General features: G+C 51.6%; 26 protein-coding genes, 1 pseudogene and 1 riboswitch. Of the genes and pseudogenes, 19 read left to right on the top strand and 8 right to left on the bottom strand.

Annotated elements, in window-relative coordinates; genetic code table 11:
• Positions 1-84 precede the first annotated feature (84 nt).
• Complete coding sequence (locus ACX1DY_RS15560) at positions 85-372, top strand: hypothetical protein (RefSeq protein WP_458965096.1); 288 nt, start codon at positions 85-87, stop codon at positions 370-372.
• A gap of 96 nt (positions 373-468) precedes the next feature.
• Here the strand turns inward: ACX1DY_RS15560 and ACX1DY_RS15565 are convergent.
• Positions 469-621: pseudogene (locus ACX1DY_RS15565) on the bottom strand (group II intron reverse transcriptase/maturase); the annotation flags it as partial.
• Positions 622-675: 54 nt separating this feature from the next.
• Between ACX1DY_RS15565 and ACX1DY_RS15570 the strand changes: the two are divergent.
• The 5 genes from ACX1DY_RS15570 to ACX1DY_RS15590 all read left to right on the top strand — a co-directional run bounded on the left by ACX1DY_RS15570 (position 676) and on the right by ACX1DY_RS15590 (position 5,551).
• Positions 676-1,218 carry an acyl-CoA-like ligand-binding transcription factor gene (locus ACX1DY_RS15570; RefSeq protein WP_458965097.1) on the top strand — a complete coding sequence of 181 codons (543 nt, stop codon included), beginning with the start codon at positions 676-678 and terminating at the stop codon, positions 1,216-1,218.
• Between the two features lie 221 nt (positions 1,219-1,439).
• Positions 1,440-2,162: a hypothetical protein gene (locus tag ACX1DY_RS15575; RefSeq protein ID WP_458965098.1), complete on the top strand. Its 723-nt coding sequence runs from the start codon at positions 1,440-1,442 to the stop codon at positions 2,160-2,162.
• Positions 2,163-2,167: 5 nt separating this feature from the next.
• The gene (locus ACX1DY_RS15580; protein WP_458965099.1) at positions 2,168-3,502 is read left to right on the top strand and encodes a polysaccharide deacetylase family protein; all 1,335 of its coding nucleotides are present in this window, start codon (positions 2,168-2,170) and stop codon (positions 3,500-3,502) included.
• Between the two features lie 212 nt (positions 3,503-3,714).
• Complete coding sequence (rlmN, locus tag ACX1DY_RS15585) at positions 3,715-4,812, top strand: 23S rRNA (adenine(2503)-C(2))-methyltransferase RlmN (protein ID WP_458965100.1); 1,098 nt, start codon at positions 3,715-3,717, stop codon at positions 4,810-4,812.
• 451 nt (positions 4,813-5,263) lie between these two features.
• Entirely contained in the window at positions 5,264-5,551 is a 288-nt protein-coding gene (locus tag ACX1DY_RS15590) for a DUF6509 family protein (RefSeq protein ID WP_458965101.1), read from the top strand.
• Between the two features lie 470 nt (positions 5,552-6,021).
• Here ACX1DY_RS15590 and ACX1DY_RS15595 read toward each other — a convergent pair whose 3' ends face one another.
• Positions 6,022-6,504 carry a MarR family winged helix-turn-helix transcriptional regulator gene (locus tag ACX1DY_RS15595; RefSeq protein WP_458965102.1) on the bottom strand — a complete coding sequence of 161 codons (483 nt, stop codon included), beginning with the start codon at positions 6,502-6,504 and terminating at the stop codon, positions 6,022-6,024.
• 191 nt (positions 6,505-6,695) lie between these two features.
• On the opposite strand from ACX1DY_RS15595, the gene ACX1DY_RS15600 reads away from it, so the two are divergent.
• A complete protein-coding gene (locus tag ACX1DY_RS15600; RefSeq protein WP_458965103.1) occupies positions 6,696-8,177 on the top strand; it encodes an MDR family MFS transporter in 1,482 nt (493 codons plus the stop codon).
• An 86-nt stretch (positions 8,178-8,263) separates the two neighbouring features.
• Here ACX1DY_RS15600 and ACX1DY_RS15605 read toward each other — a convergent pair whose 3' ends face one another.
• Positions 8,264-9,709, bottom strand: a complete 1,446-nt coding sequence (locus ACX1DY_RS15605) for an FAD-dependent oxidoreductase (protein ID WP_458965104.1) — start codon at positions 9,707-9,709, stop codon at positions 8,264-8,266.
• Positions 9,710-9,920: 211 nt separating this feature from the next.
• Here ACX1DY_RS15605 and greA point away from each other — a divergent pair, with 211 nt between their 5' ends.
• On the top strand, positions 9,921-10,400 hold the full coding sequence (gene greA, locus ACX1DY_RS15610) for a transcription elongation factor GreA (protein WP_458965105.1): 480 nt from the start codon (positions 9,921-9,923) through the stop codon (positions 10,398-10,400).
• A 58-nt stretch (positions 10,401-10,458) separates the two neighbouring features.
• Here the strand turns inward: greA and ACX1DY_RS15615 are convergent, their stop codons facing one another.
• Together ACX1DY_RS15615 and ACX1DY_RS15620 are read right to left on the bottom strand one after the other, a co-directional pair.
• Positions 10,459-11,178 (bottom strand): SDR family oxidoreductase, encoded by a 720-nt coding sequence (locus tag ACX1DY_RS15615; RefSeq protein WP_458965106.1) that lies wholly within the window; start codon positions 11,176-11,178, stop codon positions 10,459-10,461.
• Positions 11,179-11,327: 149 nt separating this feature from the next.
• On the bottom strand, positions 11,328-11,666 hold the full coding sequence (locus ACX1DY_RS15620) for a winged helix-turn-helix transcriptional regulator (RefSeq protein WP_458965107.1): 339 nt from the start codon (positions 11,664-11,666) through the stop codon (positions 11,328-11,330).
• 178 nt (positions 11,667-11,844) lie between these two features.
• Between ACX1DY_RS15620 and ACX1DY_RS15625 the strand changes: the two genes are divergently transcribed.
• On the top strand, positions 11,845-12,774 hold the full coding sequence (locus ACX1DY_RS15625; protein ID WP_458965108.1) for an AEC family transporter: 930 nt from the start codon (positions 11,845-11,847) through the stop codon (positions 12,772-12,774).
• A 337-nt stretch (positions 12,775-13,111) separates the two neighbouring features.
• Here the strand turns inward: ACX1DY_RS15625 and ACX1DY_RS15630 are convergent, their stop codons facing one another.
• Together ACX1DY_RS15630 and ACX1DY_RS15635 are read right to left on the bottom strand one after the other, a co-directional pair.
• The gene (locus ACX1DY_RS15630; RefSeq protein WP_458965109.1) at positions 13,112-13,954 is read right to left on the bottom strand and encodes an aldo/keto reductase; all 843 of its coding nucleotides are present in this window, start codon (positions 13,952-13,954) and stop codon (positions 13,112-13,114) included.
• 53 nt (positions 13,955-14,007) lie between these two features.
• Entirely contained in the window at positions 14,008-15,213 is a 1,206-nt protein-coding gene (locus ACX1DY_RS15635; protein WP_458965110.1) for an MFS transporter, read from the bottom strand.
• A 130-nt stretch (positions 15,214-15,343) separates the two neighbouring features.
• Here ACX1DY_RS15635 and ACX1DY_RS15640 point away from each other — a divergent pair, with 130 nt between their 5' ends.
• Both ACX1DY_RS15640 and ACX1DY_RS15645 read left to right on the top strand, forming a co-directional pair.
• A complete protein-coding gene (locus ACX1DY_RS15640) occupies positions 15,344-15,727 on the top strand; it encodes a winged helix-turn-helix transcriptional regulator (RefSeq protein ID WP_458965111.1) in 384 nt (127 codons plus the stop codon).
• An 84-nt stretch (positions 15,728-15,811) separates the two neighbouring features.
• Positions 15,812-16,492, top strand: coding sequence for an S-layer homology domain-containing protein (locus ACX1DY_RS15645; RefSeq protein ID WP_458965112.1), 681 nt, complete (start codon positions 15,812-15,814; stop codon positions 16,490-16,492).
• A gap of 142 nt (positions 16,493-16,634) precedes the next feature.
• Here ACX1DY_RS15645 and ACX1DY_RS15650 read toward each other — a convergent pair whose 3' ends face one another.
• Positions 16,635-17,219 carry a hypothetical protein gene (locus ACX1DY_RS15650; protein ID WP_458965113.1) on the bottom strand — a complete coding sequence of 195 codons (585 nt, stop codon included), beginning with the start codon at positions 17,217-17,219 and terminating at the stop codon, positions 16,635-16,637.
• A 212-nt stretch (positions 17,220-17,431) separates the two neighbouring features.
• Positions 17,432-17,535, top strand: a riboswitch (purine riboswitch).
• Between the two features lie 98 nt (positions 17,536-17,633).
• Here ACX1DY_RS15650 and ACX1DY_RS15655 point away from each other — a divergent pair.
• The 8 genes from ACX1DY_RS15655 to ACX1DY_RS15690 all read left to right on the top strand — a co-directional run bounded on the left by ACX1DY_RS15655 (position 17,634) and on the right by ACX1DY_RS15690 (position 24,425).
• The gene (locus tag ACX1DY_RS15655) at positions 17,634-18,248 is read left to right on the top strand and encodes a xanthine phosphoribosyltransferase (protein ID WP_458965114.1); all 615 of its coding nucleotides are present in this window, start codon (positions 17,634-17,636) and stop codon (positions 18,246-18,248) included.
• Positions 18,242-19,540: a nucleobase:cation symporter-2 family protein gene (locus ACX1DY_RS15660; RefSeq protein WP_458965115.1), complete on the top strand. Its 1,299-nt coding sequence runs from the start codon at positions 18,242-18,244 to the stop codon at positions 19,538-19,540. Before ACX1DY_RS15655 ends, ACX1DY_RS15660 begins: the two co-directional genes overlap by 7 nt.
• A 682-nt stretch (positions 19,541-20,222) precedes the next feature.
• Positions 20,223-20,429: a hypothetical protein gene (locus ACX1DY_RS15665; protein ID WP_458965190.1), complete on the top strand. Its 207-nt coding sequence runs from the start codon at positions 20,223-20,225 to the stop codon at positions 20,427-20,429.
• A 24-nt stretch (positions 20,430-20,453) separates the two neighbouring features.
• Entirely contained in the window at positions 20,454-21,155 is a 702-nt protein-coding gene (locus ACX1DY_RS15670) for a hypothetical protein (protein WP_458965116.1), read from the top strand.
• The gene (locus tag ACX1DY_RS15675) at positions 21,152-22,375 is read left to right on the top strand and encodes a glutathionylspermidine synthase family protein (protein ID WP_458965117.1); all 1,224 of its coding nucleotides are present in this window, start codon (positions 21,152-21,154) and stop codon (positions 22,373-22,375) included. Before ACX1DY_RS15670 ends, ACX1DY_RS15675 begins: the two co-directional genes overlap by 4 nt.
• Positions 22,362-23,018: a signal peptide protein gene (locus ACX1DY_RS15680; protein WP_458965118.1), complete on the top strand. Its 657-nt coding sequence runs from the start codon at positions 22,362-22,364 to the stop codon at positions 23,016-23,018. Before ACX1DY_RS15675 ends, ACX1DY_RS15680 begins: the two co-directional genes overlap by 14 nt.
• The gene (locus ACX1DY_RS15685; RefSeq protein ID WP_458965119.1) at positions 23,015-23,407 is read left to right on the top strand and encodes a DUF350 domain-containing protein; all 393 of its coding nucleotides are present in this window, start codon (positions 23,015-23,017) and stop codon (positions 23,405-23,407) included. Before ACX1DY_RS15680 ends, ACX1DY_RS15685 begins: the two co-directional genes overlap by 4 nt.
• A 37-nt stretch (positions 23,408-23,444) precedes the next feature.
• Positions 23,445-24,425: a potassium channel family protein gene (locus ACX1DY_RS15690; RefSeq protein WP_458965191.1), complete on the top strand. Its 981-nt coding sequence runs from the start codon at positions 23,445-23,447 to the stop codon at positions 24,423-24,425.
• The last annotated feature ends 481 nt before the right edge of the window (positions 24,426-24,906 follow it).

A 24,906-nucleotide genomic window follows, 5' to 3' on the forward strand; every position in this document is an offset into this window, starting at 1 on the left:
AGCCAAAAATTTCTATATAATGTAAACTTGAATCAAAATCTGTAGTTCTATTTTACATATAAATGTATGGAGGGTGAAATTGAAATGAGTAAAAAAAGAATATCAAATCTAGCATATCCATTTTATTCTTTAATAATTGGTGTTTTTGTAGTCTTAATTTTTCTTTTTGATTACTATGCTATAAAAGCTGGTCAACTTGGAGATGGTATCGGCATTATCTCTCTCTTTTATATTAGCCCTATAGGATTGGTTTTCGGATTAATGGGCCTTAAGAATAAAAAAAATAGATATGTCGCTCTTTTGGGGATAGGAATCAATTTAGCAGACTTTTTGTTTCCTTTATACATCATGTGGATTATTCATGCTCCATAACTTACAATAATAATTCTGCTTCTCCTTTATTTGTAAGCATTATTTCTATAATTTAAAAGCACCAATTGAACCTAATACTCAAGTAGTGCTATACATCAGGAAACTGAATCCTAAAAACTTCCGGTGCCAGGGTCTGGCTACCGCACTTTTCTCCCGGTTCAAATTCAGTTTTAGCTTCCCTTCTACAAACCGGCTGACCGATTCTACGATACGCTCGCCTACTCGCTTACTCGCCACAAAGATATTGCATTGACGTTGAATCATCGGCAAGCAGGCTTACGTGAACGCAAAAAAGCAAAAACAATGGCAAGCATTCAAATGCACGCGCTGCGGCTCTTTCGCGAGCTTGGCTATAAAGCGACAACTGTGGAGCAAATCGCAGAGGCTGCGGAGATTTCCTACAGCACTTTTTTTCGCTACTTCTCTTCGAAGGAAGATGTGCTGATTATTGATAACTACGATCCTCTGCTGATCTCCTCCTTTGAGAGCCAGCCGGCGGAGCTGAGTCCGCTGCAGGCGCTGCGCAACGCTATGTTATCTGGTGTTAAAGAGATGACTCCCGGGGAGCTGGCGACGATGCGTGAGCGGAACGAGCTGGTGATGTCGGTCCCCGAGCTGCGGGCGGCTATGCTTAATAACATGCTGAGCATGATGGACTTAATCATTGATATGACCTGTAAGCGCACGGGCCGGCAGCGGGAGGATATCGCGGTACGCACCTTCGCCGGGGCAATCATAGGTGTCAATATATCGGTGATGCTGCATTATGCAGAGCATGCGGAAGCCGATTTTTCCACTTTGCTGGAGGAGGCTTTAAGCAAACTGGAGGAAGGCCTGCCCTTGTAGAGCAGGAGCAAATCTGCAGATCAACTTTATAGGCAACAACGCAGAGGCACTCCGGGCGGGTGTCTTTTTTAATCCTACAATGCTGTAAAAGGTTAAAGTAGGCCTTAGGATGCAATTGAAAAGTTAGATATTTAGGCTCACTTACATACAGGCTAAATCAACTATAATAAATGCGTATACGCTCGACATTTTTTGACATTTTTAATGGGGTGATAGGATAGATGGCGACACCTTTTTTTAAGAAGAAAGACGCGGTGGACAAGCAGCTCAGGCCTGACATGGTTCAAAAGGTTCAAGAGGCGGAAGGTCCTCCTGAGGAAGCAGAAGCATACGAACCAGGTGACAGTCTTTCCGGTATTGTTTCCACGGGGAAAGCGCAGCTTGACAAGAAGTCGCTGGATTTAATTTTTGCGGTAGAACAGATGATTCAGGCCAGAGGGCACGCAGAATCGACTATTCATGAGCTGCAGGACCGGTTGACCCATTCGAGTGGGCATGTGGAGCGTCTGAACAAGGACCTGAAGAATTTAAATAAGGTCATTGAGGACCGGGAGAAAAACATCCGTGAGCTGGAGCATAAATTGGTGGAACGGAATCTGAAGGTGGATCAGGTAATGGAAGATTACCGTGAGCTGCACACCACCCTGGCTTCGGATATGGATGAGCTCAAGAGCACTATCGAGCTGGAGCAGCAAAAGTATGCCAATCTTGTCCAGAAGCATAACGATGCGATTTCGGAAAAGCTGAAGAAAATGAACGAGCTGGAAGAAAAGATCGGACGTCTTGAAACAGAGAACACCCATTTGAAGCAGAAATATGATACGGTCCGGCAGGAGAAAGCCTACCTCTCCAGCATGATCAGCGATTTCACCACCCGCATGACGGTACCCTTTGGGGGCAGTGCCCTACCGGTAGAACCGAATGACGGGAACGGAGATACATAGGTCTTATGCCACTTGTTGAACAAAACGCCGCTCTCCTGATAGAACTGCTATCGCTTAAGCATCAGGAGGATAGTTATCAGATAGAGGTAGGTATAACCCATAGCGGCGGATATACGCAGCAAATTTTCCTCATTGATGAATTTACATACCTGCAAATGAACTCGCTTGGCCCTTTTGAAGGACAAAGAGTAAGGCTGTCGCTTTACTCCAAGTGGGACCCTTTTCGCCGCACCTATTTCAGCACTCTCATCAAGATGAACAGCACATTCAGCGAGCCGCTGTATTTTGCCTGTTCCGAAGAGTATGTCTCACAGCTACTACAATTTAAGCAGCAGCACCATCCGCAAGAAGAAATGAGGACGGTTCAGGCTGAAGCTGAACTCCCTTCCGAAGAGCTCCAACCCGTGAAGCGTAGAAAAGATGCCATCCGGCTTGCCCGGCCCATTGTCCTGCGGTATATCCTGTTCAGCCTCCTGTTCGTCTTGTTCTTCCTGCGGATGGATGACAAATTGCTCAACAGCGCTGAAGCCCATGAAAACTTCATTAAGCCTGAAAAAACTGCCGGGAAGCTCGTTTCTGCCTCCCCTGTCTCAGAGGTCCAATTGGCTTCGTTGCAGGGTGAGCAGGATGAGGTTTTACCGGAACCGAAGCCGGAGCAGTCACCGGAACCGGAACCGACACAGGAACCGGAGCAGGCACCGGAGCAGGCACCGGAAAAGGCGGAAGCCGCCCAGGCACAGAACCCGCTGGTTGAATTGCTGGAGCTGGACGGAAGCGGATATGATTACAGTTTGGCCAAAGGTTATGTGGCGCTCTCATTTGATGATGGACCGTCGCAGTATACCCGGCAAATCGTGGATATTCTGCAGGAGCATGGGGTTGCGGCGAACTTTCTGTTTATCGGCCAGAATGCGAAGCAGCATCCTGAAGAAGTACGCTATGCCGCTGAGCATGGGATGCCGGTAGGCAGTCATTCCTGGGATCACAGCGAGATGACGAAGAACAGCATTGAAGAGAACCGGACCAATCTGGCCCGGTCGGTCCGCGAGCTGGAGCAGGATACTGGGGTGCCAGTAACTATATTTCGTCCGCCTTATGGAGCTATTAATAGTAAGCTTGCTGCAGAAGTCAGCAGACAGCACCTCAAGGTGCTGCTCTGGAACCGTGATCCCGAGGACTGGAAGGTGGATACAGCGGAGCAGATCCTCCATTATTTTCACAATACCGATCCTTCAGGGGGCATATATCTTCTGCACGAAAAAGCAATTACCGTCAAGGCGCTGCCTGGAATTATTGACTATCTGAAGAGTAAGAAGCTGAAATTTGCTGTTTTGAAATAGTTCATCCTATATAATCTATGCTCTATTAAAGGCAAGAAGCGTATCCTGCGGCTGTGGGTACGCTTTTTTGTATGCGGAGACCGGTGGCGGTGGCGGACGGGGATTCTTCTTGTTTTAATAAAAGAAATTTGAGACAATAAATGCATGTTGTTAGCCGGGTCTTTGCAAGGTAGAATGAATTGAACTTTACTGTTTTGAAAAGAGGATAAGAAATGAATAAACCATCCATTTATGGATTAACTTTAGAACAATTGGCGTCTTGGCTGGTGGAGCACGGCGAGAAGAAATCCCGCGCGTCCCGGATATGGGACTCTCTGTACCGCCTGCGGGTTACGGATTTTGCGGAAATGACCGAGGTGAACGGCGAGACGGTGAAGCTGCTGGCGGAGCATTTTGTCTTTCAGTCGATGGAAGAGCATGTGAAGCAGGAGTCGGCGGACGGCACAATCAAATTCCTGTTCCGCTTGAAGGACGGCAACCTGATTGAGACGGTGCTGATGCGGCAGAAATACGGCTTGTCCGTCTGTGTGACCACGCAGGTCGGGTGCAACATCGGCTGCAGCTTCTGCGCGAGCGGACTTCTGGCGAAGAGCCGCGACCTCTCCAGCGGAGAGATTGTAGAGCAGATTATGAAGGTTCAGCAGCATCTGGATAACCTGGGGCTTGGGCAAAGAGTCAGCCATGTGGTTGTGATGGGCATCGGTGAGCCGTTCGACAATTTCGAGAATCTGCTGAATTTCCTGAACATCATCAAGCATCACAAGGGGCTGGCGATTGCCGGTAAAGGCATCACAGTATCTACAAGCGGACTGGCTGACAAGATCAGAGAATTCGCTGATGCGGGCACGCAGGTCAACCTGGCGATTTCTTTACATGCGCCGAACAATGAGCTGCGGACACGGATCATGAAGATCAACCGCGCGATTCCTATAGAGAAATTGATGCCGGCCATCGACTACTATTTGGAGAAGACGAACCGGAGAATTACGCTGGAGTACATTCTGCTGAAGGATGTCAATGACCGCGAGGAGCATGCCCTGGAGCTGGCCGAGCTGATCGGAGACCGGCGGCAGATGGCTAATGTGAATCTGATTCCGTATAATCCGGTGGATGAGCACAGCCAATACCAGCGGAGTGAACGCGAATCCGTGCGGGCCTTCTTCGACACGCTCAAAAAGCAGGGCGTCAGCGTAAGCACGCGTCTTGAGCACGGCGTCGACATCGACGCCGCCTGCGGCCAGCTGCGCAGCAAGCAGATCAAGAAGGCCAAAGCCGGCGAGGCTGGGAAAAGCGGCGTGGCCGCCGGGTAAGCGGTAGTTCGCGGGCAATGTCCCGCTTCCCTGCGGCCTGCCGTGCCGGGGGTGGGCTGAAATAACGGCAGAAATGCCGTTAAATAGGCTCCTGCGCCGGGGACGGGCTGAAATAGCGGCAGAAATGCCGTTAAAAAGGCTCCCGTGGCAGGGACGGGCTGAAATAACGGCAGAAATGCCGTTAAATAGGCTCCTGCGCCGGGGACGGGCTGAAATAGCGGCAGAAATACCGTTAAATATTCTCTCGTCACGAGTGCGAGCCAAGCCTGCTAAGTTTATCGAGGCAATGAGCAGGTGTCGTATTACCGCAAGAGCCGTGCAAAGGGTTTGTACACTTGCGCTGCTCTTCTTTTTGCAGGAAACAAGATTATTGCGCAGTGGGGCAGAAGCCTTTGCCTTGGATTTTGTGATACAATAGCCTGGATGTGATTGAAGAAAAGAGGTATGAGAAGTGTTGACATTTAAAAGCTATACCGTGGAGGATGTTAGAGACCCTTTCGGTATTATAAGCGGCAAGCGATATGAGTTCATGATTGCACTGGACGTGCCGGAGGACGACGAGCTCTATGAAGAGGGCGGCGTTTCTGCACGGGTAATCGTCAAAGTGTTAGAAGAACAGGCGAGCATCGTCACCTACGATCTGCTGGAAACCACAACCGGCCGGATTCTCGATTTTGATCTGGAAGAGGATGAGGAAGCAGACCTTGAGCTGTTCTGTAAGGAACATCTGTCAGCATAAGATGGTGTATAGAAGTCTAAGTGAAATAGAGGGAACTGCTGATCTGGCGGTTCCCTCATTTTGTTGTATTCACCGACTATAGACGATGGCGGCCACTCTATTGCACTTTATACAGCAGATCGCACCGCTAACTCTCCAAAAACTCAATCTGTTGTACCCCGTACAGCAGATTTTCGATAAAAGGCAGCAAATGAGCGATTTTGGTCTTTTTGAGTGTACAAAGTACAGCAGAAGTGTTGATGGTTTCTATACTAACTACAAACACCCGCCCACGGGCTTGGCGTCAAAAAGCTGCTGCAGCTCGGGAGATGTTACTGCGATTGTAGGCCATGCTGGCCCCGGAGCCGAGGTCGAGCTTGATCGCCAGCGAAAAGCCGCTGCTACGGATGAGCTCCTCGCCGTCTCCTGGTTGGGCGCTGCACGGTGCTTACGGCACCTGCCACACCCTGCTGGTGCAGTAGCCGCAGAAATCAGCGCTGCTCCTGCGTCAATCTTCCAGCTTCGTCCGCTTCCGTCAATCCTTTGGCCTGGGCGCTGCGCAGTGCCAGCTTGCGGTTAAGTCTGGCCAGCAGCCCGCTGAAGGTGTGGCAGTCCTCAGGCGACCAGTCCTCAAAAATCTCCCCATACCGCTCCAGGCGAATGCTCCGCGCTTCCTCCAGCTTGCTTGCGCCCAGTTCGGTGATCTGAAAATAGCTGGATCTACCGTCCTGCGGATCGGGTACCCGTACAGCATAACCTTTGGTTTCAAGTACGCTGGTCTGTCTGCTGATCGTAGAGGTATCGAGACCGAATTCTTCTGCGAGCAGCTTGACCCCAACCTTCTCATGGCGGGCCAGATGGTAGAGCAACGTATATGTCGAGCGGTCCAGACCGCCGTGTTTTTTGTCGAGGGGGGACCGGCGAATGAGTGTCATCAGTTCATTGTTGAGGGACTCCAGATTTTTATCATCCATAGTGTAGTTTCCTTCCTTTATTCAGTACTCTTCTCCATTATAAGCCGGAATGAAAATAGAATGAAATAAGTCATATTGACTTACAGAACTATAGTTGTATAATACACATATAATAATTTAATTGTATCATACATCTAAAATGCAGAGAAGTTAATTTTCATTCATTGTGTTTTGAAAGAGGAGAGAAACTATTGAATACTCAAACTGCCCGGGGTTCATCCTTTTGGCTGATCATTTTAGCAATTTTTTTCGGGAATTTTATAGCGATTCTGAGCACAACGACCATTAATGTGGCGTTTCCGGTATTCATGAAGGATTTTCATGCGGAGATTGGCACGGTGCAGTGGATGATTACCGGGTACTTGCTCGCCACCGGGGTAATCGCGCCAGTGGTGGGCTATTTCGGCGACAAGTGGAGCTATAAATATTTGTATTTGTTCGCATTATCCGGCTTTACGTTCTTCTCGGGACTGTGTACGGTCGCCTGGAGCATTCATTCGCTGGTAACTTTCCGCATTCTGCAGGGGGTATTCGGCGGGCTGATCATTCCGACAACGATGACCATGATTTATCAATTTATCGAAAAAGAAAAGCAGGCCTTCGCGATGAGCCTGTGGAGCTTGTCTTCCATGCTGGCTCCGGCCTTCGGACCGACGCTGGGCGGCTGGCTTACCGGCTATTTGGGCTGGAGATCACTGTTTATGATCAATCTGCCTATCGGCATCATTGCGATTGCCGTCGCTCTTAAATGCCTGCCTTACCAGCGGGTTACCGGCAACTCAAAATCCTTTGATCTGCCGGGCTTCGTCACAGTTATTCTAAGCAGCGCATTCATCATTATGGCCTTCAACAAAGGCAATAGCTGGGGCTGGACCTCATGGAAAACCCTCTCACTCCTGATTGTCGGGGCGGCGGCTCTGACTTACTTCATCCGCCGGGAGCTTTCCTTGCAAGAGCCGCTGCTGAGTCTGAAGGTGTTTAAGCAGAGCCGTTTCACATTCAGTCTGATTATCAACTGCATCATTACCATCGCCTTATATTCGGGCACGTTCCTGATCCCGGTATTTCTGCAGGATATCCAGCAGTCTACTCCGCTTAATACGGCGCTGGTGCTGCTCCCGGGCTCAATTGCTATGGCTGTGATGTCGCCGATTGTCGGCAAGCTGTACAGCAGGGTTGGGCCGTTCTGGCTGATCCTTAGCGGCATTCTGCTCCTGGTGGGCTCCACCTGGGAGCTAAGCCGGATCACAATGGCTACTACGCATGCACAGCTATCCTGGCTGATGGGTGTGCGCAATGTCGGGATATCCTTAGCCTTTATGCCGGTTACCAATTTCGGGATGTCGTCCGTGCCGAAGCAGATCACCGGTCATGGCTCATCGGTCACGAACTGGGTGAAGCAGGCGGCCGGGGCGCTTTCCATTGCCGTCTTCAGCTCACTGCTGACAGCCAGAGCCTTGACGCATCAGAAGGAGCTAAGTGCCGGGGCGGCATCGGCAGGCGCACTGATCAAGGCGCAGGGCATGACGCTGGCCGTTCAGGATGTTTTTCTGGTTGCCACAGTGATTGGGGTTCTGGCGATTCCGTTAACCATTCTGCTGAGAAGCGGAACGGTTAAAGCCCGGAGCATCAGACTAAACCCCGCTGCTGCGGAGCGGGAACTGAATAGCTAAAGAAGCTGCCATACAACAAACCGCCTCCCCGGGTTCATTCGAACCGGAGAGGCGGTTTTGGCATTCGTGCAGAATTGAGATTCAGCTTACTGCAGGACAATCTTGTAATCATTGCGCAGATAGGCGTGGATTCTCTGGAAGTCCGCTGTGTTCAGATCAGCCAGCCGCTTGTCGCGTTCGCGCCCCAGAATGATCCCGATGGTCTGTGCCGCCAAGGCGGTGGTTGGCATAATCCGCGCACTGCCGTAGGCCTTAATGCCCGCCCCCACATTTTTCCCTGTCACCAGCACATTGTCATAGGATTTAAGCTCAAAGGAGCGCAGCGGCAGACCATAGCGGTCCGGCTTGCCGAAGCCGATTCCTCTGGGAATGGCCCGCGTTCCCTGTAAATCTATAGGGTAGCCGCCAATACTGATATTATCCCAGAACATCCGGCTGCTCATTAAGTCGGAGTAACCGAGAACATATTTGGTCTCATAGCGGTTGTAATCCCGAATATAGAGGTATTCAGGGTAGCCGTTAAGCTCTGCCTTGGCGAACCCGGGGATCTTGCCCTTCAAAAAGCTTAGAATTTGGGGCGCTTCGGCCTTGGCTTTTGCAATCGCCGCCTGCACAGATTTAGGGTCGGAAGGATTCACGTCGTAAATCAGCAAGCCGTTAATGATCACCTGGCCGTCATTCTGATAGGCGGCATTTAATCCGCGCAGCCGCAATTGTTTATCTTGGGAAGCAAAGTGGTTGGTAATATTGCTGAATCCGGTCGCGAAGTGCCAATCGACATAGGTGTTGGGACCGTATTTTTTGCGTACATTGGTTAACGGGTAATCGTCAAGAATGCTCTGATGAAGAGTGCCCCAATCCACATTCTTGAAATTGAGCATGTAGGTTGCCGCCATATAGTCCGGCTTTTTGCCATTGTAGAGCGACTCCATCCCCGGAATCCGCGCTTCGCTCAATCGGCCGCTCAAGGCGTTGAAATCGGTATTTTCAACCCAGTAACGGGACTCTATAGTATGTTTGGCGCCGTCCTTGCCATGATAGCTAAGGGCCTTCAGCGTCTTGCCGCTGCTTAGAGCCACCGTGTTAACCGAGTCAATGACAATTCCGCTCTTGAGGGGAATTCCCTGGATCAGCTTATCGTAATATTTGTTGAAGTCGGCGGCTTTACGAATCTTTCCTGCTTTGTATCCGGTAAAAAGATTCTTGATTTCGCCTTGAACCAGACTTCTCCGCTTATTGTCGTTCACATCATCGAGAAAGAACATTTGCCCTTGAATCAGCTCTCCGCCCGGCTTGCTGCGGGGATCGAGCATCAGCACCTTCAGGCCGGCCTTGACGGCTTCCTTGGCGAGCAGAACGCCTTGAATTTCACTTCCGATGACCACAACATCATAGCCTGATGTTCCGGAAGGGACGGTGGACCGTACTGCAGTGGTGCGGGAGGGTTTGATTGATAGAAGCAGCAACAACAGGATTAGTGCGGCGATCAAGATGCTTTTGAAGCGTTGGAAACCTTGGGTTGACGTGAACATGTAATCTTGCGCTCCTGACTGTCTGTTGGATTTTATATATGTATACTGTATCTTAAGCGTATAAAGTACTCAATGAATATCCTACACATTATGGGGCTATTTTCCTGTGCGTGAAATGTGACGATTTGCTTTCAGCGTTGCTTTCATTTCGCATATTAGCCGATTATGGGGTAAAATACAATAAAAGCGAGCTAAAATAGGAGTTGTAGACATGTCGAATGAAGAAGTGTTCTTGACAAAGGAAGGTTTGGCTAAGCTCGAAGAGGAGCTTAAGGATCTGAAGACGGTGAAGCGGAAGGAGCTTGCGGCCCGGCTTAAGCTGGCCATCAGCTACGGGGACCTCAAGGAGAACAGCGAGTACCACTCTGCCAAGGAAGACCAGTCGTTCATGGAGACCCGCATCATGATTCTGGAAAAAATGCTGACCAAAGCCCAGATCGTGGATGAGAGCACTATGGATCTGAGCAAGGTAAGTGTCGGTTCCCTTGTGACCCTGAATGATGTGGAGTATTCGGAGAAGATTGAATATAGAGTCGTGGGACCGGCTGAAGCCGATGTGCTGGATAACAAGATTTCTTACGAAAGTCCGCTAGGGAAGGAGCTTCTCGGCAAACAGGTGGGCGACATTATCAATGTGGATGCCCCGATGGGTATCATTAAATACGAGCTGCTGGAAATTAAAATGATGTAATTCAAAATCCCTGTCCCCTTATCGCTAAGGGGTACAGGGATTTTTGCGCCTTGGCGGCTCAGATCAGGGTATGGCCGCCCTCTACATGGAGTACGGTGCCTGTCACGAAGCCGTTATGGATGAGATACAGTACGCCTTGTGCGACATCGGCAGCCGTGCCTACCCGCTGCACCGGCAGCTTGCCCGCTATGCTGCTGTAGAATGCATTTCGGGCCTCTGCCGCCATTCCGGCGCGGGAAGGGGTGTCGATGATGCCCGGCGAGACGATATTGACCCGCAGCGGAGCAAGTTCGAGGGCCAAGGTCTGGCCGAGATTTGCCACTGCGGCATTTACTGCGCCCAGCATGGATGAGCCGGCCATCGCTTTGAAGGCCACAACCCCGGAGAACAGCGTGATAGAGCCGTGGGGATTCAGCTTCGGCGCAGCGTATTTAGCGGCATAATATTGGCCCCAGAACTTATTCTCCATCAGCTTACGCGAAGCGCTTGTAGCGGTGGTCAGAAAAGCGCCGCCGCTTGTTTCGGCTGCGCTGACCACCAGATGATCGAAGGCTTCCAGCTCTCCGAAGAAAGACTGCACCTGATCCTCATTCGTGATATCCAGCGCATAGGAGCTTACTTTGGCATCCGGGCCGATAGCCTCCCTGGCCTGTTCCAGCTTATGCGCCGAGCGGCTGGCAATGACAACCTCCGCGCCTGCTGCTGCGGCCAGCTTCGCCGTTTCAAGACCGATTCCTGAGCTGCCCCCGATAATAACTACCTTTTGTCCTGTTAACATGTGAATTCCTCCTCCAAAGTATCTTGCTGAGTGCTCTGTGAGGAGAGTATAATCCTATAACTTCCCTTAGGGAAGTAGTTACATTTCATACATGCAGTTACAGAAAGTATAGTTTTGTGTGGCTGCTGAGATGTGCGGATAAATATTTTTTAAAGCGCCAGACCATATCTTTTCAGCTCAATGAAAATGTTCTCAAGCTGCTTCCCCTTTGTTGTCAGGGTATACTCCACACGGGGCGGGACCTCGGGATATACGGTGCGTTCCAGGATGCCGTGATTCTCCAGCTCTCTAAGCCGCAGCGCAAGCGTCTTCGGACTGATGCCCTCCAGGGAACGGATCAGATCGCTGAAGCGCATGGTGCCGCAGATCAGCAAATCACGGATAATCAGGAAGGTCCATTTGGTTCCGATAACGTCGAGGGTTTTGGCAATGGGGCAGGGCTCGCCTGGGGTGCCCTTGGTCAGAATGACTGGTTCCATAACATCCATTTCTAAGTCAGCCTCCTGTAAAAATAACGGTTTTAGCTAATCATAACACAATACTATCTTTTGGGAAGCATGCTGCTCATAGGTATTTTCTATTACACATATTGTTTCCTTATCTTAGACGGCTTTTGCCTGAGGGGGGTATATTAGGAGAAACTATAGAGCAGAGGAGTCCTGGCAATTGATTCAGTCCGTGTTATCGACCTTAGCCCAAGTGATTGTGCCGCTGTCCATTCCGGTCCTTGCAGGAGCGCTGCTGGGGCGGTTCAAAAACCTGGATACGAAGCCGCTCTTGACGCTGTACCTGTATTTTCTGAGTCCGGCGATTATTCTCGATACGCTGGCTACCGCTGAGATTTCCTTCGATGATGTGTACAAAACACTCGCCTTTGCGCTGCTGAACCTGCTGCTGTTGTGGGCAACCGCCAAGCTGCTTGGCAAAATACTGAAGCTGGCCCCGCCGGAGGCCGCCGGCCTGACCTTGATCTCCACTTTTACGAACAGCGTGAATTACGGCCTGCCGCTGGTGCTCCTGGCCTTCGGCCAGCTTGGTCTCGACAAGGCATCGGTCTATGTCATCGCCCAGATGGTGATCGTCAATACAATCGGCGTCTATTTCGCCGCAAGATCGCAGTTCTCCGTGCGCAGCGCCATCCGTTCGGTATTCTCTCTGCCGTCCATCTACGCTGCGATTCTGGCCCTCCTGCTGCGTACGCTCGGCTTGCATATGCCACATGAGGTGGCTTCTGGAGTATCCATGGTGGCAGGGGCCTATTCACCTGTGGTGCTGGCTGTTCTCGGCGCCCAGATGGTAAAAGTTCAAACAGTCCGTACAGCCCGGAACGTGCAGCTCGCCTTCTGGACCGGCATTACGGTCCGCCTGCTGCTGGCCCCGCTGATTGCCGCATTGCTGCTGCTCCTGCTGGATATCAACGGAACGCTGTTCGCGGTGCTGCTCATTCTGGCCTCCATGCCGGTCGCCGTTAATTCCGTCGTGCTGGCCGAACGCTTCGGCAGCTCGCCTTCGCTGGTGTCGCGGTGCATTCTATGGACAACGCTGGCTTCCTTCCTTGTGCTGCCGGTGCTTATTGCCATTGTAGGCGGCGCATAAAATGGAGGTACCGTGGACAGAGCAGCATGGCAGGATACAGCAAACAGCCCTTCCTTTCAGCAGGTGAAAGGAAGGGCTGGGCTATATTTTGTGGGAATTGCTCCACTTAAATTCAGTAATTCAGAAGCGGGAAAGCGGCAAGTGGGAAAATGTTCACTTATTTTCTCCGTTAACGTGTAAATCAAGGGGAAGCAGATGAATTAGGTACCCTTTTTCCACCTAAATGCCTGGAAAGCGCCGAAAGTCATGGAAATAGTTGTACTTTTTCCACTTGGTCTCCCCGATGACCGGTAAGTGCTGACCTCTGCAATCCCTGCAATGGCTCCTCTAGCGCAGCTCAGAAATTGAAGTTGTCGGGATCGGGACCTACCCGCTGATCACGGTTCAAACCGTCGATCCGGTTCATATCCTCCGCGCTCAGCTCGAAATCGAACACAGAGGCATTCTCGATAATCCGGTACTCCTTCGTCGACTTCGGAATGGTGACAATCCCGTGCTGCAGATCCCAGCGCAGAATGACCTGGGCTACCGATTTGCCATACTTGGCTGCGATCTCGGTTAGTACAGGCTGTTCCAGCAATTGGCCCTGCATCAAAGGCGACCAGGCTTCAATCTGGATGCCCTGCTCCTTGCAGAAGTCCCTCAGCGCCTGCTGGGACAAGTAGGGATGCAATTCCACCTGGTTGACCATCGGTTTGATTTCCGCATCCCTGATCACATCCTCCAGATGATGGATCTGGAAGTTGCTGACCCCGATGGCCTTGACCCGTCCCGATTTGTACAGGGTTTCGAGCGCTCTCCAGGCCTCCTTGTATTTGCCCTTCACCGGCCAATGAATCAGATACAGATCCAGATAAGCAAGGCCCAGCTTCTCCAGACTGGCCTCGTAAGCGGCAAGTGTTGCTTCATAGCCAAGATCTGCGTTCCATACCTTAGAGGTGATGAACAGCTCCTCGCGGCTCAGACTGTGCTCGTTCAGAGCCTCGACTATCGCCTGGCCCACGCCGCGCTCGTTCTGATAGACGGCAGCGGTGTCTATGCTGCGGTAGCCGTGTGCAATGGCTGACTTAACCGCCTGCACCAGCTCCGCACCTTCCTCCACCTGAAAAACTCCAAGCCCGAACCAGGGCATATTCACTCCGCTGTGCAAGCGGGTCGTATCTTGTAAATGCTGTGCCATAATGTAAAAACCTCCTGAATGGTTATAGTATGAGAATGAGCAGTGAATGCCGATTAGGCCGCATCGCTCTGTGGCAGTCGCGCGTCCCTGCTCTCCAGAACGCGGCTCCAGGCGGTAAGGATTACCGCGCCAAGCACCATGAGGGAGCCGACCCAAGCGGTGTGAATCAGTCCCATATGATCGGTGACAACACCGCCAAGATAGGCGCCGATGGCTATGCCCGCGTTGAAGGCGGCAATATTCATGGCGGAAGCGACATCCCGGGCGCTTGGGGCGAACCGGTCTGCGAGCATCACTACATAGACCTGCAGTCCGGGCACGTTCATGAAGGCGAGCAGCCCCATGAAGAAGATGGTGATCAGAGCTGCAGCTTTGAAGGGAGCAGTAAAGGTCAACACCAGCAGCACAACCGCCTGCAGGACAAACATATAGAACAAGGCATTCAACGGCCTGCGGTTGGCGGCCTTGCCTCCAATCACATTGCCAATCGCAATGGCGATACCGTAGACAAGCAAAATAACGGCAACCGTCTCTTCCCTGAAGCCGCTGATCTCATGCAGCAGTGGAGATAAATATGTGAAGACAACGAAGGTGCCTCCATAGCCCAGAGCAGTAATAGCAAAAGCAAGCAGCAGCCGGCTGTTGGTCACCAGCTTGACCTGATCCCGGAGCGGGGTCCGGATTCCCTTGCGCAGACTTGCCGGTATGAGAATCAGGTTGGCAATGAGCGCGATAACACCAACAGCGGCAATGGCGATAAAAGCAGCCCGCCACCCGAGCTGCTGCCCGAGGAATGTGCCCAGCGGGACACCGGTAACGGTGGCGACCGTCAGCCCGGTGAACATGATCGAGATGGCGCTGGCCCTGCGGTCTTCGGACACGAGATCGGCAGCGATGGTCGAAGCAATCGACATAAACAGGCCGTGCGAGAGCGCGGAAATTACCCGGGCCAGCAGCAGTACAGTTATTCCGCCCGCAGCGGCGGCCAGACTGTTGCCAGCAATGAAGAGCAGCATCAGTGCGAGCAGCAGCGTTTTGCGCGAGACTGCTGTCGTCAGCGACGTTAATACAGGCGCTCCGAAGGTTACTCCGAGCGCGTACAAGGTTACGGTTAATCCGGCTGTCGTCACGGATATATGCAGGTCATCAGCAATCAGCGGGAGCAGCCCGACACTGATAAACTCGGTTGTTCCAATGGCGAAGGCGCTGATCGCCAGCGCGAGCAGCGCCAGGGTACTTCTTTTTCTATTTAAGGACATGGTTTCCACTCCTACAGTATGGTAATGACCGGCCGGTAAGTGCTATTATGAGTTACTGAGGCGATTATGGGTAGTACGTACTTTTTAGTTATATAGTTACTAAAAAGTAACTATAAGAGGAGGAGCAACGATGGCTAAAAAATATAATATATCAGTCGAAGCTACGCTGGAGGTGATCGGGGGCAAGTGGAAGTGTGTCATTCTCTGCCATCTGACACACGGCAAGCTGCGGACAAGCGATTTGAAGCGCCTCATGCCGGCTATTACGCAAAAGATGCTGATTCAGCAGCTAAGAGAGCTGGAGCAGGACGGTATTGTGAACCGGATCAGCTATAACCAGGTGCCGCCGAAGGTAGAATATGAGCTAAGCGATTACGGGCGGACGCTGCAGTCGATTCTGGATTCACTGTGTGCATGGGGAGAGCGGCATATCATCAAGGAATATGGCGACAAATTCGCTGTGCTGGAAGACAATGTGCTGAACAACAAGAAGATGGAAGATGTGCAGGCGTAATCTGCGAAACTCGTCTCCAAGTATAGGCAGCTCTGCTGCAACCTTTGGTCAGGCTATCCGTCTGAAGGGAAGAGGTGAGGAGAAATGAAAAAAACTAAATTCAATTGGCTGACTTTATCGGCGGCAGCACTGCTGGCGCTAACCTTTGCCGGACAAAGCTTTGCGGCTGCGGCTGCTTTTCAGGATCTCTCCGGCACGCCTGCCAGAGATAAAATCGTGGCGCTCCAGCAGAAGGGTGTGCTTCACGGTGTAAGTGCTGCTCAATTCATGCCTAATGCCCCCGTTACTGCGGCTCAAGGCATCCAAATGTTCGTCAATGCTTTCGGACTTAACCTGGACACAATCCGTTTCGTCAAAGCACCACTGGCTACGGACTATTTCTTAAAAGCAAGCAATGATGCCTGGTATGCAAATGCGCTGATTATTGCCGCGAATAACGCTATGGACCTGCCTGCTGATCTGGACCCTGCGAAGAACTGGACCCGCGAGGAATTCACCCATCGGCTGATCCTGGCCATTGAGAAGAGCAGCAATCTTCCGATGATCAAAATCATGCCGGTGAACATTGCCGACAGCGCTGAGTTCACTAACGGCTATGACGGCTCCATCCAGCGGGCATTGGCGCTGCAAATCACCAGTCTGGACAGTGCCGGCAAATTCCATCCGGCTGCTGACATCACCCGCGCCGAAGCTGCTGAAATGATCTATAATGCGCTCGAATATATCGCTGCACATCCGGCTCCGGCTGGAGGCCTCCCGGAGTAAGGTCAAGGGCGGAAGATAGCCCGGGTAGGTACGGGCCTAAACACAATAGGCTGCAGGCCCATTCCTGGTAAGGCATCCGGCGCAGCGAATAACAAAAAACCGCAAGCTTCCCATTCGGGAGACTTGCGGTTTTTGCATGGACTTACCGGCGGGTGATCTGCCGCTTCTGCCCGGAATATCTGCTATCCCGCCGCCGCTTGGCGGAGGCTTTGTTCAGGGCATGACCGCCTGCGCCGCCGCCGACTGCATGCTGCTGTCTTGTGGCGGGGCTGTCGATGGCTGAGTTGGTTCCGCCCGTGCTGTAGGTTCCTCCGCCGCTGCCAATCTGGGTTGCCGAGGAGTTTTTGCTGCCCCTTGGAAGCTTGACGGTCTGGTTGTTGATCACAACCACCACTTCTTTGCCATGTGGATAGAGGAGAGGGAGGTGCGTCTTGCTTCTGCGTTGTCCCTTGCCTCCGCTTCCCAGGTTCGCAGCATCTCCTCCCGCTCCAACGCTCTGCTGTTGGCGGGTATAGGGTGATGCAATAGCCGCGTTGCTGCCGCTGGCGCTGCTTCGTCCGGCTCCGCTGGCAATTTGTGTAGTGTTGGCCGCATTCGTATATTGATTGTTAATGACGAACACCAGCCGGTCTACGCCTGCCAGCGGTGTGCGGGTAATGATCCGCCGCGATCCTTTTTGAATAATGACGACTATCCGGTCCTTTGCTTTAAGATTAGACACCCGCATCGTTCCTCTCAGATTAGGTTTCCTTACCATTAATGCGCTGTGGCTCAAAGCGTGAGGGATAAAGGCGCTGCTGCCCCGTAAACCCGCATCTGCCTAAACGGACAGTCACCCGGAGCGGAGATGTTTTCATGAAAAATTCGGAAACTGTATGAAACACTTAAAATTTTGCTTGTATGGAGTGCACAGAGCGTGTAAGATATACAAAGGTTTCAAACAGAACATTCATATCTACTCATATAATCTTGGGAATAGGGCCCATAAGTTTCTACCGGATAACCACTGTAATTGTCCGACTATGAGTGAAATAGCGCATCCGGGGTTCTTTTGCAATGCCCTGGAAGGACAGATTCACTTGAGAGAAACGCTCAAGGGGTCTGTCTTTTTTTTACAAAAAAAGGAGAGATCATTCGCATTATGAAAGTGTTAGAGGAACGCATTAGGCAAGAAGGTTTGATTCTATCGGATACGGTGCTGAAGGTGGACTCGTTCCTGAACCATCAAGTGGACACGGAGCTCGCGCTGCAAATTGGAGAGGAATTTGGGCGGATCTTCGGGCATCAACCCATCACCAAAGTGCTGACCGTCGAGGCCAGCGGAATTCAATTCGCCATGGCTGCAGGTATTGCGCTGGGTGTCCCGTTCATCTACGCGAAGAAAAAGAAAGCCGTTACGCAGTCAGAAAAGGTATATTCGGCGCCGGTCCATTCCTTCACCCGTCAAGAGGATTACACGATCAGCATTTCGCAGAAATATCTCGGACCCGGGGATAAAGTGCTGATTGTCGATGATTTTCTGGCTACTGGGGCCGCGCTTGTTGGACTCGCAGATATTGTAGAGGAATCGGGGGCGGAGCTGCTGGGTGTGGGCTGCGTGATCGAGAAAAGCTTTCAGGAGGGACGCGGCCTGCTGGAGAAGAGGGGGATAGCTGTGCATTCTCTGGCACGGATCTCTTCGATGGCGCCGGGGGAAGTCCATTTCATTGATAATACCAATACAGAAGAAATGACCAAGGAGAGTGCGGGATGTTAAGCAAAAAGAAAGTCTTCGCTTTAGGGCTCCAGCATGTGCTGGCGATGTACGCAGGGGCTGTGATTGTGCCGCTCGTTGTGGGGGGCGCGCTGAATCTGAGCGGCGCACAAATGGCCTACCTCATCGCGGCGGATTTATTCACCTGCGGGCTGGCGACCCTGCTGCAGATTATGAGCAGCAAGCATTTCGGCAGCGGACTGCCGGTTGTTCTGGGCTGCACCTTTACTGCGGTGAGTCCGATTATTGCCATTGCTTCGGGGTCGAACCTGGCAACGGCGTACGGCGCAATCATTATATCCGGTCTATTTGTCGTTCTGGCAGCCCCGGTCTACGGGAAGCTGCTGAAGTTCTTCCCTACAGTGGTGACCGGCTCCGTAGTAACTATCATCGGACTGTCGCTCATTCCGGTAGCAATGAATAATGTGGCCGGCGGACAGGGCAGCGCCGATTTTGGAGCACCCCGCAATCTGCTGCTGGCCTTGATTACGCTGCTCGTTATCCTGGCCGTCAACCGCCTGGCCACTGGATTTCTGCGTTCTGTCTCTGTACTGGTCGGCTTGGTGGTCGGAACGGCTATCGGCTATGCCATGGGTCTGGTTCACTTCTCCAGCGTAGGCAGCGCCTCATGGGTCAGTATTGCCAAGCCCTTCTATTTCGGGTGGCCTGAATTCAGCATTACGGCAATCGTTACGATGATTATCGTCAATATTGTCTCGATGGTGGAATCGACCGGCGTGTATTTTGCAGTAGGTAAAGCAACGGACCAGAAGGTTGAGCAAAAGCAAATCGTTAATGGCCTGCGCTCCGAAGGACTCGCCATTATGCTGGGCGGATTGTTCAACGCTTTTCCTTATACAGCATTCTCCCAGAATGTAGGGCTGCTGTCGCTGACCCGTGTAAAGACGCGAAATGTTATTTTTGCGGCAGGAGGAATTATGGTTGTACTGGGGCTGCTGCCGAAGCTCGCGGCACTCACGACGGTGGTGCCTAATGCGGTGCTTGGCGGTGCCATGATTGTAATGTTCGGCTCAGTCGCAGCCTCCGGGATGTCGATTCTTTCCGAGGTGGATCTGCGTAAGGATGGCAATCTGCTGATCGCCGCGTGCAGCATCGCCGTAGGCCTAGGCTCGGCTGTACTGCCCTCGATGTTCGACCAGCTCCCGGGGTTCGCCAGAATGCTGCTGCAGAACGGGATTGTCTCGGGATCACTTACAGCGATCATCCTGAATATCTTCCTCTCCAGAACGAAGGAGAGTGCAGCCTCCGCTGCCGCAGCACCGGAAGCGAAGTGAATATTCCACCAGGCTAATCGCTTACGGATTTTTTTGAACCCCTGTGCTCAAGGTTTCAGGAATACATGGTTTCGGAAGCATTTACCCTATTTGTCAGGTACCTGAGGTGGAATTTCCCCCACTTCTCTTTGCTCCAATAACGGCATTTTTGCTGTTATTTCTGGAGGGACCATCCGATCTTGCTCTAACAACGGCATTTCTGCCGTTATTTCAAGTCGGACCATCTATAAGGTGAACTTGAAAAAATCATAAAAAGGCAGAGTGCGGAGGGGAGGTTTGGATACTTACGGAGCGAATGCGTCCGCCTGAGAGCTTTCCGTAGGAAAGCTGACCGTATGATTAGGCTGTCTGCGGATTTCTACCGCGAAGAGCGGTTTAAATCAAGAAATCTGCAGGCGGGCAGCGGCCGGAAGTCCAAACATTCCCCGCAGTTACGACCAGTACCCTAATATGAAAAATTTTAATAAAAAATTAGTCAGCCGACTCCGAAATAACGGAAATCGGCTTTTTTTCTTTATCTGCTAATGTATTCCAAGGTATAATTTGCTAGGGTTGTTGTATAAAAGCTTCCATCCGCCCAAATCTCATCGCTTACGTGTGGCAGGGTGAAACGAAATGGTGCTGACAGCGTATCAGAAGCATAATAGTGATCAGGAAGGATGTGTAATAAGTGGATAATGGAATGAATGTCATCCTGTTTGAAAAGATGCCGGAAGGCGATCTGCGTATCATTGAGGAGCGTACTTGGAGCATGAATATGATTACTGCCCTGGAGCATGTCAATTATATTGTAGTCGGCGGCCGTGAGTTCGAAGCGGTTGAAGGACGGCTGAATGTGGACGAAGGGAAGCTGGAGCTTCTGCTCGTCCCGATGCGCGTCGAAGGTTAAATGTCAGGAAAGGAGAGTCTCAAGTTGGAAAAAGATGAACAGGCGAAAGAACCCGTCGTGTCAAAGCTATTCACCCCTGAAGGCAAGCCGATCCGGGTATTGTCCACCTCACTCGGCATTGCCCTGCTGGCCAATGCTTTATTCGTTCCGGGGGGCGTGAGCGCAACCGGCTCCGCAGAGGAGCCGACACTGGTATCCTGGTCTACTGAAGAGGTCAAAGCTTATTTCGACAAAAATGTAGACTGGAACATTCCCTACCCGGAAGAGAACGCCGCAGAGGTTGTTCAGGAAGACCAAGGGGCGACGACTTCGGGCGGGACGACAGTGATCAACAATTACGGCGGCTATAATTCCGGCTTTGGCTGGGATGATCTGCTGCTGTACCACATGCTGTTCAACAGCGGCTCGAACTATTCTTCAAGAGGCTGGTACAGCGATCATCGGACCTACTATGGAGGCACGAAGAAGACTTACAAGGCGCCAAGCTACAACAGCGGCAGTTTCCAGAACAAGCCGGTAGCAGGCTCAGTGGTGAAGCCGCGGACCTCAACCTCATCCACCGGCTCCATTACCAGAAGAAATACTTCATCCAAAGCGGGCGGAGTAGGGGGCAAGTCCAGCGGGCTGAGCTCGTCCACCAGCTCAAGCAAGGGCAGCAAATCAGGTTCGATATCGAGATCAAGCTCCGGCAGAAGCAGCTCAAGTAAAAGCGGTTTTGGCGGATGATCCCAGCAGACAGCGTGTTTGAGTTTCTGGATCAGTCGGGGTTGGAACGGGCGCCACGGGTAGCAAGGCTGCATGAACTGGGCTTTACCTGGGCCGACCTGGAGGATGAGGAATACTGGATGGATGCGATTGCCGTGATGCGCGGCGAGACCTACAAGGAGCTGGAGGAAGCGTCAAGCAAGCTCTGGTCTATTCTTGACAAGGCCGTCCGCTATGTTCATCAGCGGCATGACTTGTATGATTTGCTTGGTATCCCGCCCGTACTGTGGCAGATGCTGGATGAAACGCCAATACCGGAGCAGGGGCTGATCAGCCGCTACGCGAGATTTGATTTTGCTGTAGCTGGTGACGGGACCATTAAGCTGCTGGAGCTGAATGCGGATACGCCAACCGGCTATGTAGAAGCCTCCATCGCTACGCCGTGGATCTGCGAGCAGGCCGGAATTGCCAGCCGGAATACCACAATGAAGGACCAGCTCGCCGCTGCTTGGGCTATCGAGCGGCCGGATACGGCGGCTTGTGTCGCCTATGGTTCACATATGGAGGACTCCGGGACCATTGAGGCACTGGTGGCGCACAGCGGTCTGGATATCCGCTGCGTGGACTGTCTGGATCTGTGGATCGACGAAGGAACCGTTATGGACGGAGAGAACCGGGTGATCCAGCGGATGTTCGCCCTTTACCCCAAGGAGTGGATGGCTGTGGACGATGGCGGCGAGGCGCTCGCCTATGCCATTGAGACCGGGAAGCTGCAGTTATTCAACGGTCCGCACAGTATTCTGCTGCAGTCCAAGGGGCTGGTAGCGGTAGTATGGGGGATGTATGAGCTGGGTCTGCTCTACAATGAAGAGGAGCGCCAAGCCATATCGAGCTATATTTTGCCGACCTATAATAAGCCTGTATTCTCCGGCGGTTTTGTCTCCAAATCCGTCTTCGGCCGCGAAGGAGGCTCGGTGCGGATCTTCGACGACAGCGGGTCGCTGGAAATTGAAGACGAGGATGGTTTTGACAGCAGCGTACTGTTTCCTACGGTATACCAGAAGAGAGCCGAAATGGCCCGCATACAGACAGTGGAAGGGGAGCTTCATTTGCTGACCGGCATGTTCGTAATTAACGGCAAGCCCTGCGGGCTTCTGGGCCGGGCAGGCGGACCGATTACAGGCAATGCCAGTCATTTTATTGCGCTAGGAGTGAGGGGGGTTGAAGATGAACAAGGGTAGAGAACGCCGGACCGGAGGCCGCAGGCTGGCCCGGATAGGAGCAGTACTCAGCATGCTGCTGATGGCAGTGCTGCTGCTCAGCGCATGCTCGGGCAATAGCAATAGTGTGTTTCATACAGATACCGAGACGACAGACAGCGTGTCGCGTGTGCCGTGGGATTACCGGGTGGTAGAGGGCACGGTGGGCGATCTGATCGGCAGCGACATGACGGTATTGCCGGACAATGAGATGCTTCCGAACGACGGCAATTATGCTACCGGTGACAAGATATGGACGCTGCAGTTCATGGATGCCGAGCTTGTGACGGATGCCGATCAGAAGAACGATATCCGGCTGTCTTCCTGGTCTACGATCAAATCCTATGGAGATCAGAAGTCGGCTATCGCCGATCTGAAGAACCTGAAGGTGTCGATCACTACCGATGTGGATCTGGTTGGGGTGTATAAGACCAAATACAAGAACAAAACCAGAAATTTTGCTGTAATTGAGCTGCCTTCCGGCAACCGGATCAAGCAGCCGATCGACGATAACCGCTACAAGGCGTTGGAGAAACAAAAGAAGGCCTCTGTGGTACTGGAGGAAGTGCATGATTTCGCCGATTATGATTCGGCCTATGCAAAATTTCGGGGGTGGGCGAAATGACGATAGTTATTAATTTGGTAGTCAGTGTATTAACGATTATTCTGCTTCAAGTGCTTGGAATGTTTGTGTTCACCCTGATGACTCCGTTCAAGGACATGGAGGAGCTGAAGAAGGGCAATGTGGCCGTAGCCCTGGCGCTTGGCGGCAAATTCCTGGCCACGGCGATTATCCTTGGCGTAGCAGCGTATACGAATACTTCGATCTGGTTCATGATGTTCTGGTTCGCGGTAGGCTATGTCTGCCTGATCGCCGCTTACTGGATCTTTGAGCTGTTCACACCGGGATTTAAAATTTCCGATCATTTGAAGCAGGGAAATACCGCCGTTGGCACTATGCTCTGCATGGTGTTCATCGGAACAGCCTTCGCTGTCAGCAGTCTGATCATTTAAGCCGATGCATTTCCTACTCAGAATCTCTACTAAATTGATGCGTCTAAGGAAACGGTCCATCGGACTGATTATCCTGAGCTTTATTGTTCTGAGCGCAACTATCGCGTTTACGCTGGAACCGGGCACCTTCCAAAATTGGTTCAATGCCTTCTACTGGGTGATGACTACGATGGCCACGGTTGGGTATGGAGATTTTTTTGCCAAAACAGTAATCGGTAAGCTATTTACCATATTCCTGTACATTTTCGGCATTGGCCTGCTCAGCTTGGTCATCGGGAAGATTATAGATGCAATGGGTGAGCTGCAAAGAAGGAGAGGAGCCGGGACCTTGAGCTTTCACGGGAAAGATCATGTTGTAGTGATTAATTGGAACCGCAAAACACAGGCTGCCGTTGACGAGATTCTCAGCTACGCGCCGGACTGCCGGATTGTGATCATTGATGAGAGCGGGCAGCATCCGCTGGAGCAGATGGAGCAGGTTCACTTCATCAGCGGCGACGCTTCGAGCGACGACGTTCTGCTGAAGGCGAAAATTCAAACAGCCAGAGCGGCTATCGTATTCGGCGATACCCGGATTGATGAAGCCTCGCTGACGGATGGCAAAACCTTGCTGATCGCCTCCAGCCTTGACCGGATTGCTCCCCAGGTACATACCACAGTGGAAATTATGCAGGAAAAGAACATTCAGAATTTCCACCATGTTAATGTGAACGAGTTCGTGCTTTCGCACGATGCGATCTCAAGGCTTGCCGTAAGGTCAGCGCTGCAGGAGGGGAATTCCGAGGTGATTACCCAATTGCTCAGCCGGCAGCATGGGGACGACATCTATGAAATCCCCCGGGATGCTGCCTGGCATACCTACGGTGATGCCTTTCAGGCGCTGCTGCTCCGGGGAGCAACCCTGCTGTCCGACCGCGGCGATCTGGGCATCAACCGCAAGCTGGGTCAGCCCATCCCGAGGGATGCCCGATTATACATCATATCGGATGAGGAGACTTACCGGCAGATCAAAGGATAACCGGCCATTATATACTAATAAGCAATAAAGCTGCCCGGACCGCATAAGGCCTGACGGGCAGCTTTATTATTTTATTGTTTAGGAAATTATGATTTCTCTTTCTCGTGAGTTGTATAGTTGGAAAAAAGGAACTTATTTCTCCCCAAAATCAACAATTGTGGGTTTTAAGTGGAGAAAGGAAACTTAATTGAGTCATATTCCTTCGTCAAGAGTGAAAGGAGCTGAATTAGTTAACCTTTTTCCACTTTACCTGCGGAGAATAGGGTGCTCGAGCAAATTAGTGATCCTTTTTCCACTTGGAATTTCCAAAGGATTCATAAACTAATACGGCTACGTTGTCCATGATGGACGGCGAAGCCGTTTTGTTCAGGAAAGTTGGATTTTTCGACGATTTCGACATACAATGATCATTTGTACAGTTAATTATGTGATAAATATTACCGTTATAATAGTACAGGCAACAAAACAACCTTATCCTGAA

The organism is Paenibacillus sp. BAC0078 (genome assembly GCF_054483875.1).

Excerpts from the sequence above, each read along its gene's own strand:
- ACX1DY_RS15560 (WP_458965096.1), top strand. The coding sequence starts at position 85 with ATGAGTAAAAAAAGAATATCAAATCTAGCATATCCATTTTATTCTTTA.
- ACX1DY_RS15570 (WP_458965097.1), top strand. The coding sequence starts at position 676 with ATGGCAAGCATTCAAATGCACGCGCTGCGGCTCTTTCGCGAGCTTGGC.
- ACX1DY_RS15575 (WP_458965098.1), top strand. The coding sequence starts at position 1,440 with ATGGCGACACCTTTTTTTAAGAAGAAAGACGCGGTGGACAAGCAGCTC.
- ACX1DY_RS15580 (WP_458965099.1), top strand. The coding sequence starts at position 2,168 with ATGCCACTTGTTGAACAAAACGCCGCTCTCCTGATAGAACTGCTATCG.
- rlmN (WP_458965100.1), top strand. The coding sequence starts at position 3,715 with ATGAATAAACCATCCATTTATGGATTAACTTTAGAACAATTGGCGTCT.
- ACX1DY_RS15595 (WP_458965102.1), bottom strand. The coding sequence starts at position 6,504 with ATGGATGATAAAAATCTGGAGTCCCTCAACAATGAACTGATGACACTC.
- ACX1DY_RS15605 (WP_458965104.1), bottom strand. The coding sequence starts at position 9,709 with ATGTTCACGTCAACCCAAGGTTTCCAACGCTTCAAAAGCATCTTGATC.
- greA (WP_458965105.1), top strand. The coding sequence starts at position 9,921 with ATGTCGAATGAAGAAGTGTTCTTGACAAAGGAAGGTTTGGCTAAGCTC.
- ACX1DY_RS15615 (WP_458965106.1), bottom strand. The coding sequence starts at position 11,178 with ATGTTAACAGGACAAAAGGTAGTTATTATCGGGGGCAGCTCAGGAATC.
- ACX1DY_RS15620 (WP_458965107.1), bottom strand. The coding sequence starts at position 11,666 with ATGGATGTTATGGAACCAGTCATTCTGACCAAGGGCACCCCAGGCGAG.
- ACX1DY_RS15630 (WP_458965109.1), bottom strand. The coding sequence starts at position 13,954 with ATGGCACAGCATTTACAAGATACGACCCGCTTGCACAGCGGAGTGAAT.
- ACX1DY_RS15635 (WP_458965110.1), bottom strand. The coding sequence starts at position 15,213 with ATGTCCTTAAATAGAAAAAGAAGTACCCTGGCGCTGCTCGCGCTGGCG.
- ACX1DY_RS15640 (WP_458965111.1), top strand. The coding sequence starts at position 15,344 with ATGGCTAAAAAATATAATATATCAGTCGAAGCTACGCTGGAGGTGATC.
- ACX1DY_RS15645 (WP_458965112.1), top strand. The coding sequence starts at position 15,812 with ATGAAAAAAACTAAATTCAATTGGCTGACTTTATCGGCGGCAGCACTG.
- ACX1DY_RS15650 (WP_458965113.1), bottom strand. The coding sequence starts at position 17,219 with ATGCGGGTGTCTAATCTTAAAGCAAAGGACCGGATAGTCGTCATTATT.
- ACX1DY_RS15655 (WP_458965114.1), top strand. The coding sequence starts at position 17,634 with ATGAAAGTGTTAGAGGAACGCATTAGGCAAGAAGGTTTGATTCTATCG.
- ACX1DY_RS15660 (WP_458965115.1), top strand. The coding sequence starts at position 18,242 with ATGTTAAGCAAAAAGAAAGTCTTCGCTTTAGGGCTCCAGCATGTGCTG.
- ACX1DY_RS15665 (WP_458965190.1), top strand. The coding sequence starts at position 20,223 with ATGAATGTCATCCTGTTTGAAAAGATGCCGGAAGGCGATCTGCGTATC.
- ACX1DY_RS15675 (WP_458965117.1), top strand. The coding sequence starts at position 21,152 with ATGATCCCAGCAGACAGCGTGTTTGAGTTTCTGGATCAGTCGGGGTTG.
- ACX1DY_RS15680 (WP_458965118.1), top strand. The coding sequence starts at position 22,362 with ATGAACAAGGGTAGAGAACGCCGGACCGGAGGCCGCAGGCTGGCCCGG.
- ACX1DY_RS15685 (WP_458965119.1), top strand. The coding sequence starts at position 23,015 with ATGACGATAGTTATTAATTTGGTAGTCAGTGTATTAACGATTATTCTG.
- ACX1DY_RS15690 (WP_458965191.1), top strand. The coding sequence starts at position 23,445 with ATGCGTCTAAGGAAACGGTCCATCGGACTGATTATCCTGAGCTTTATT.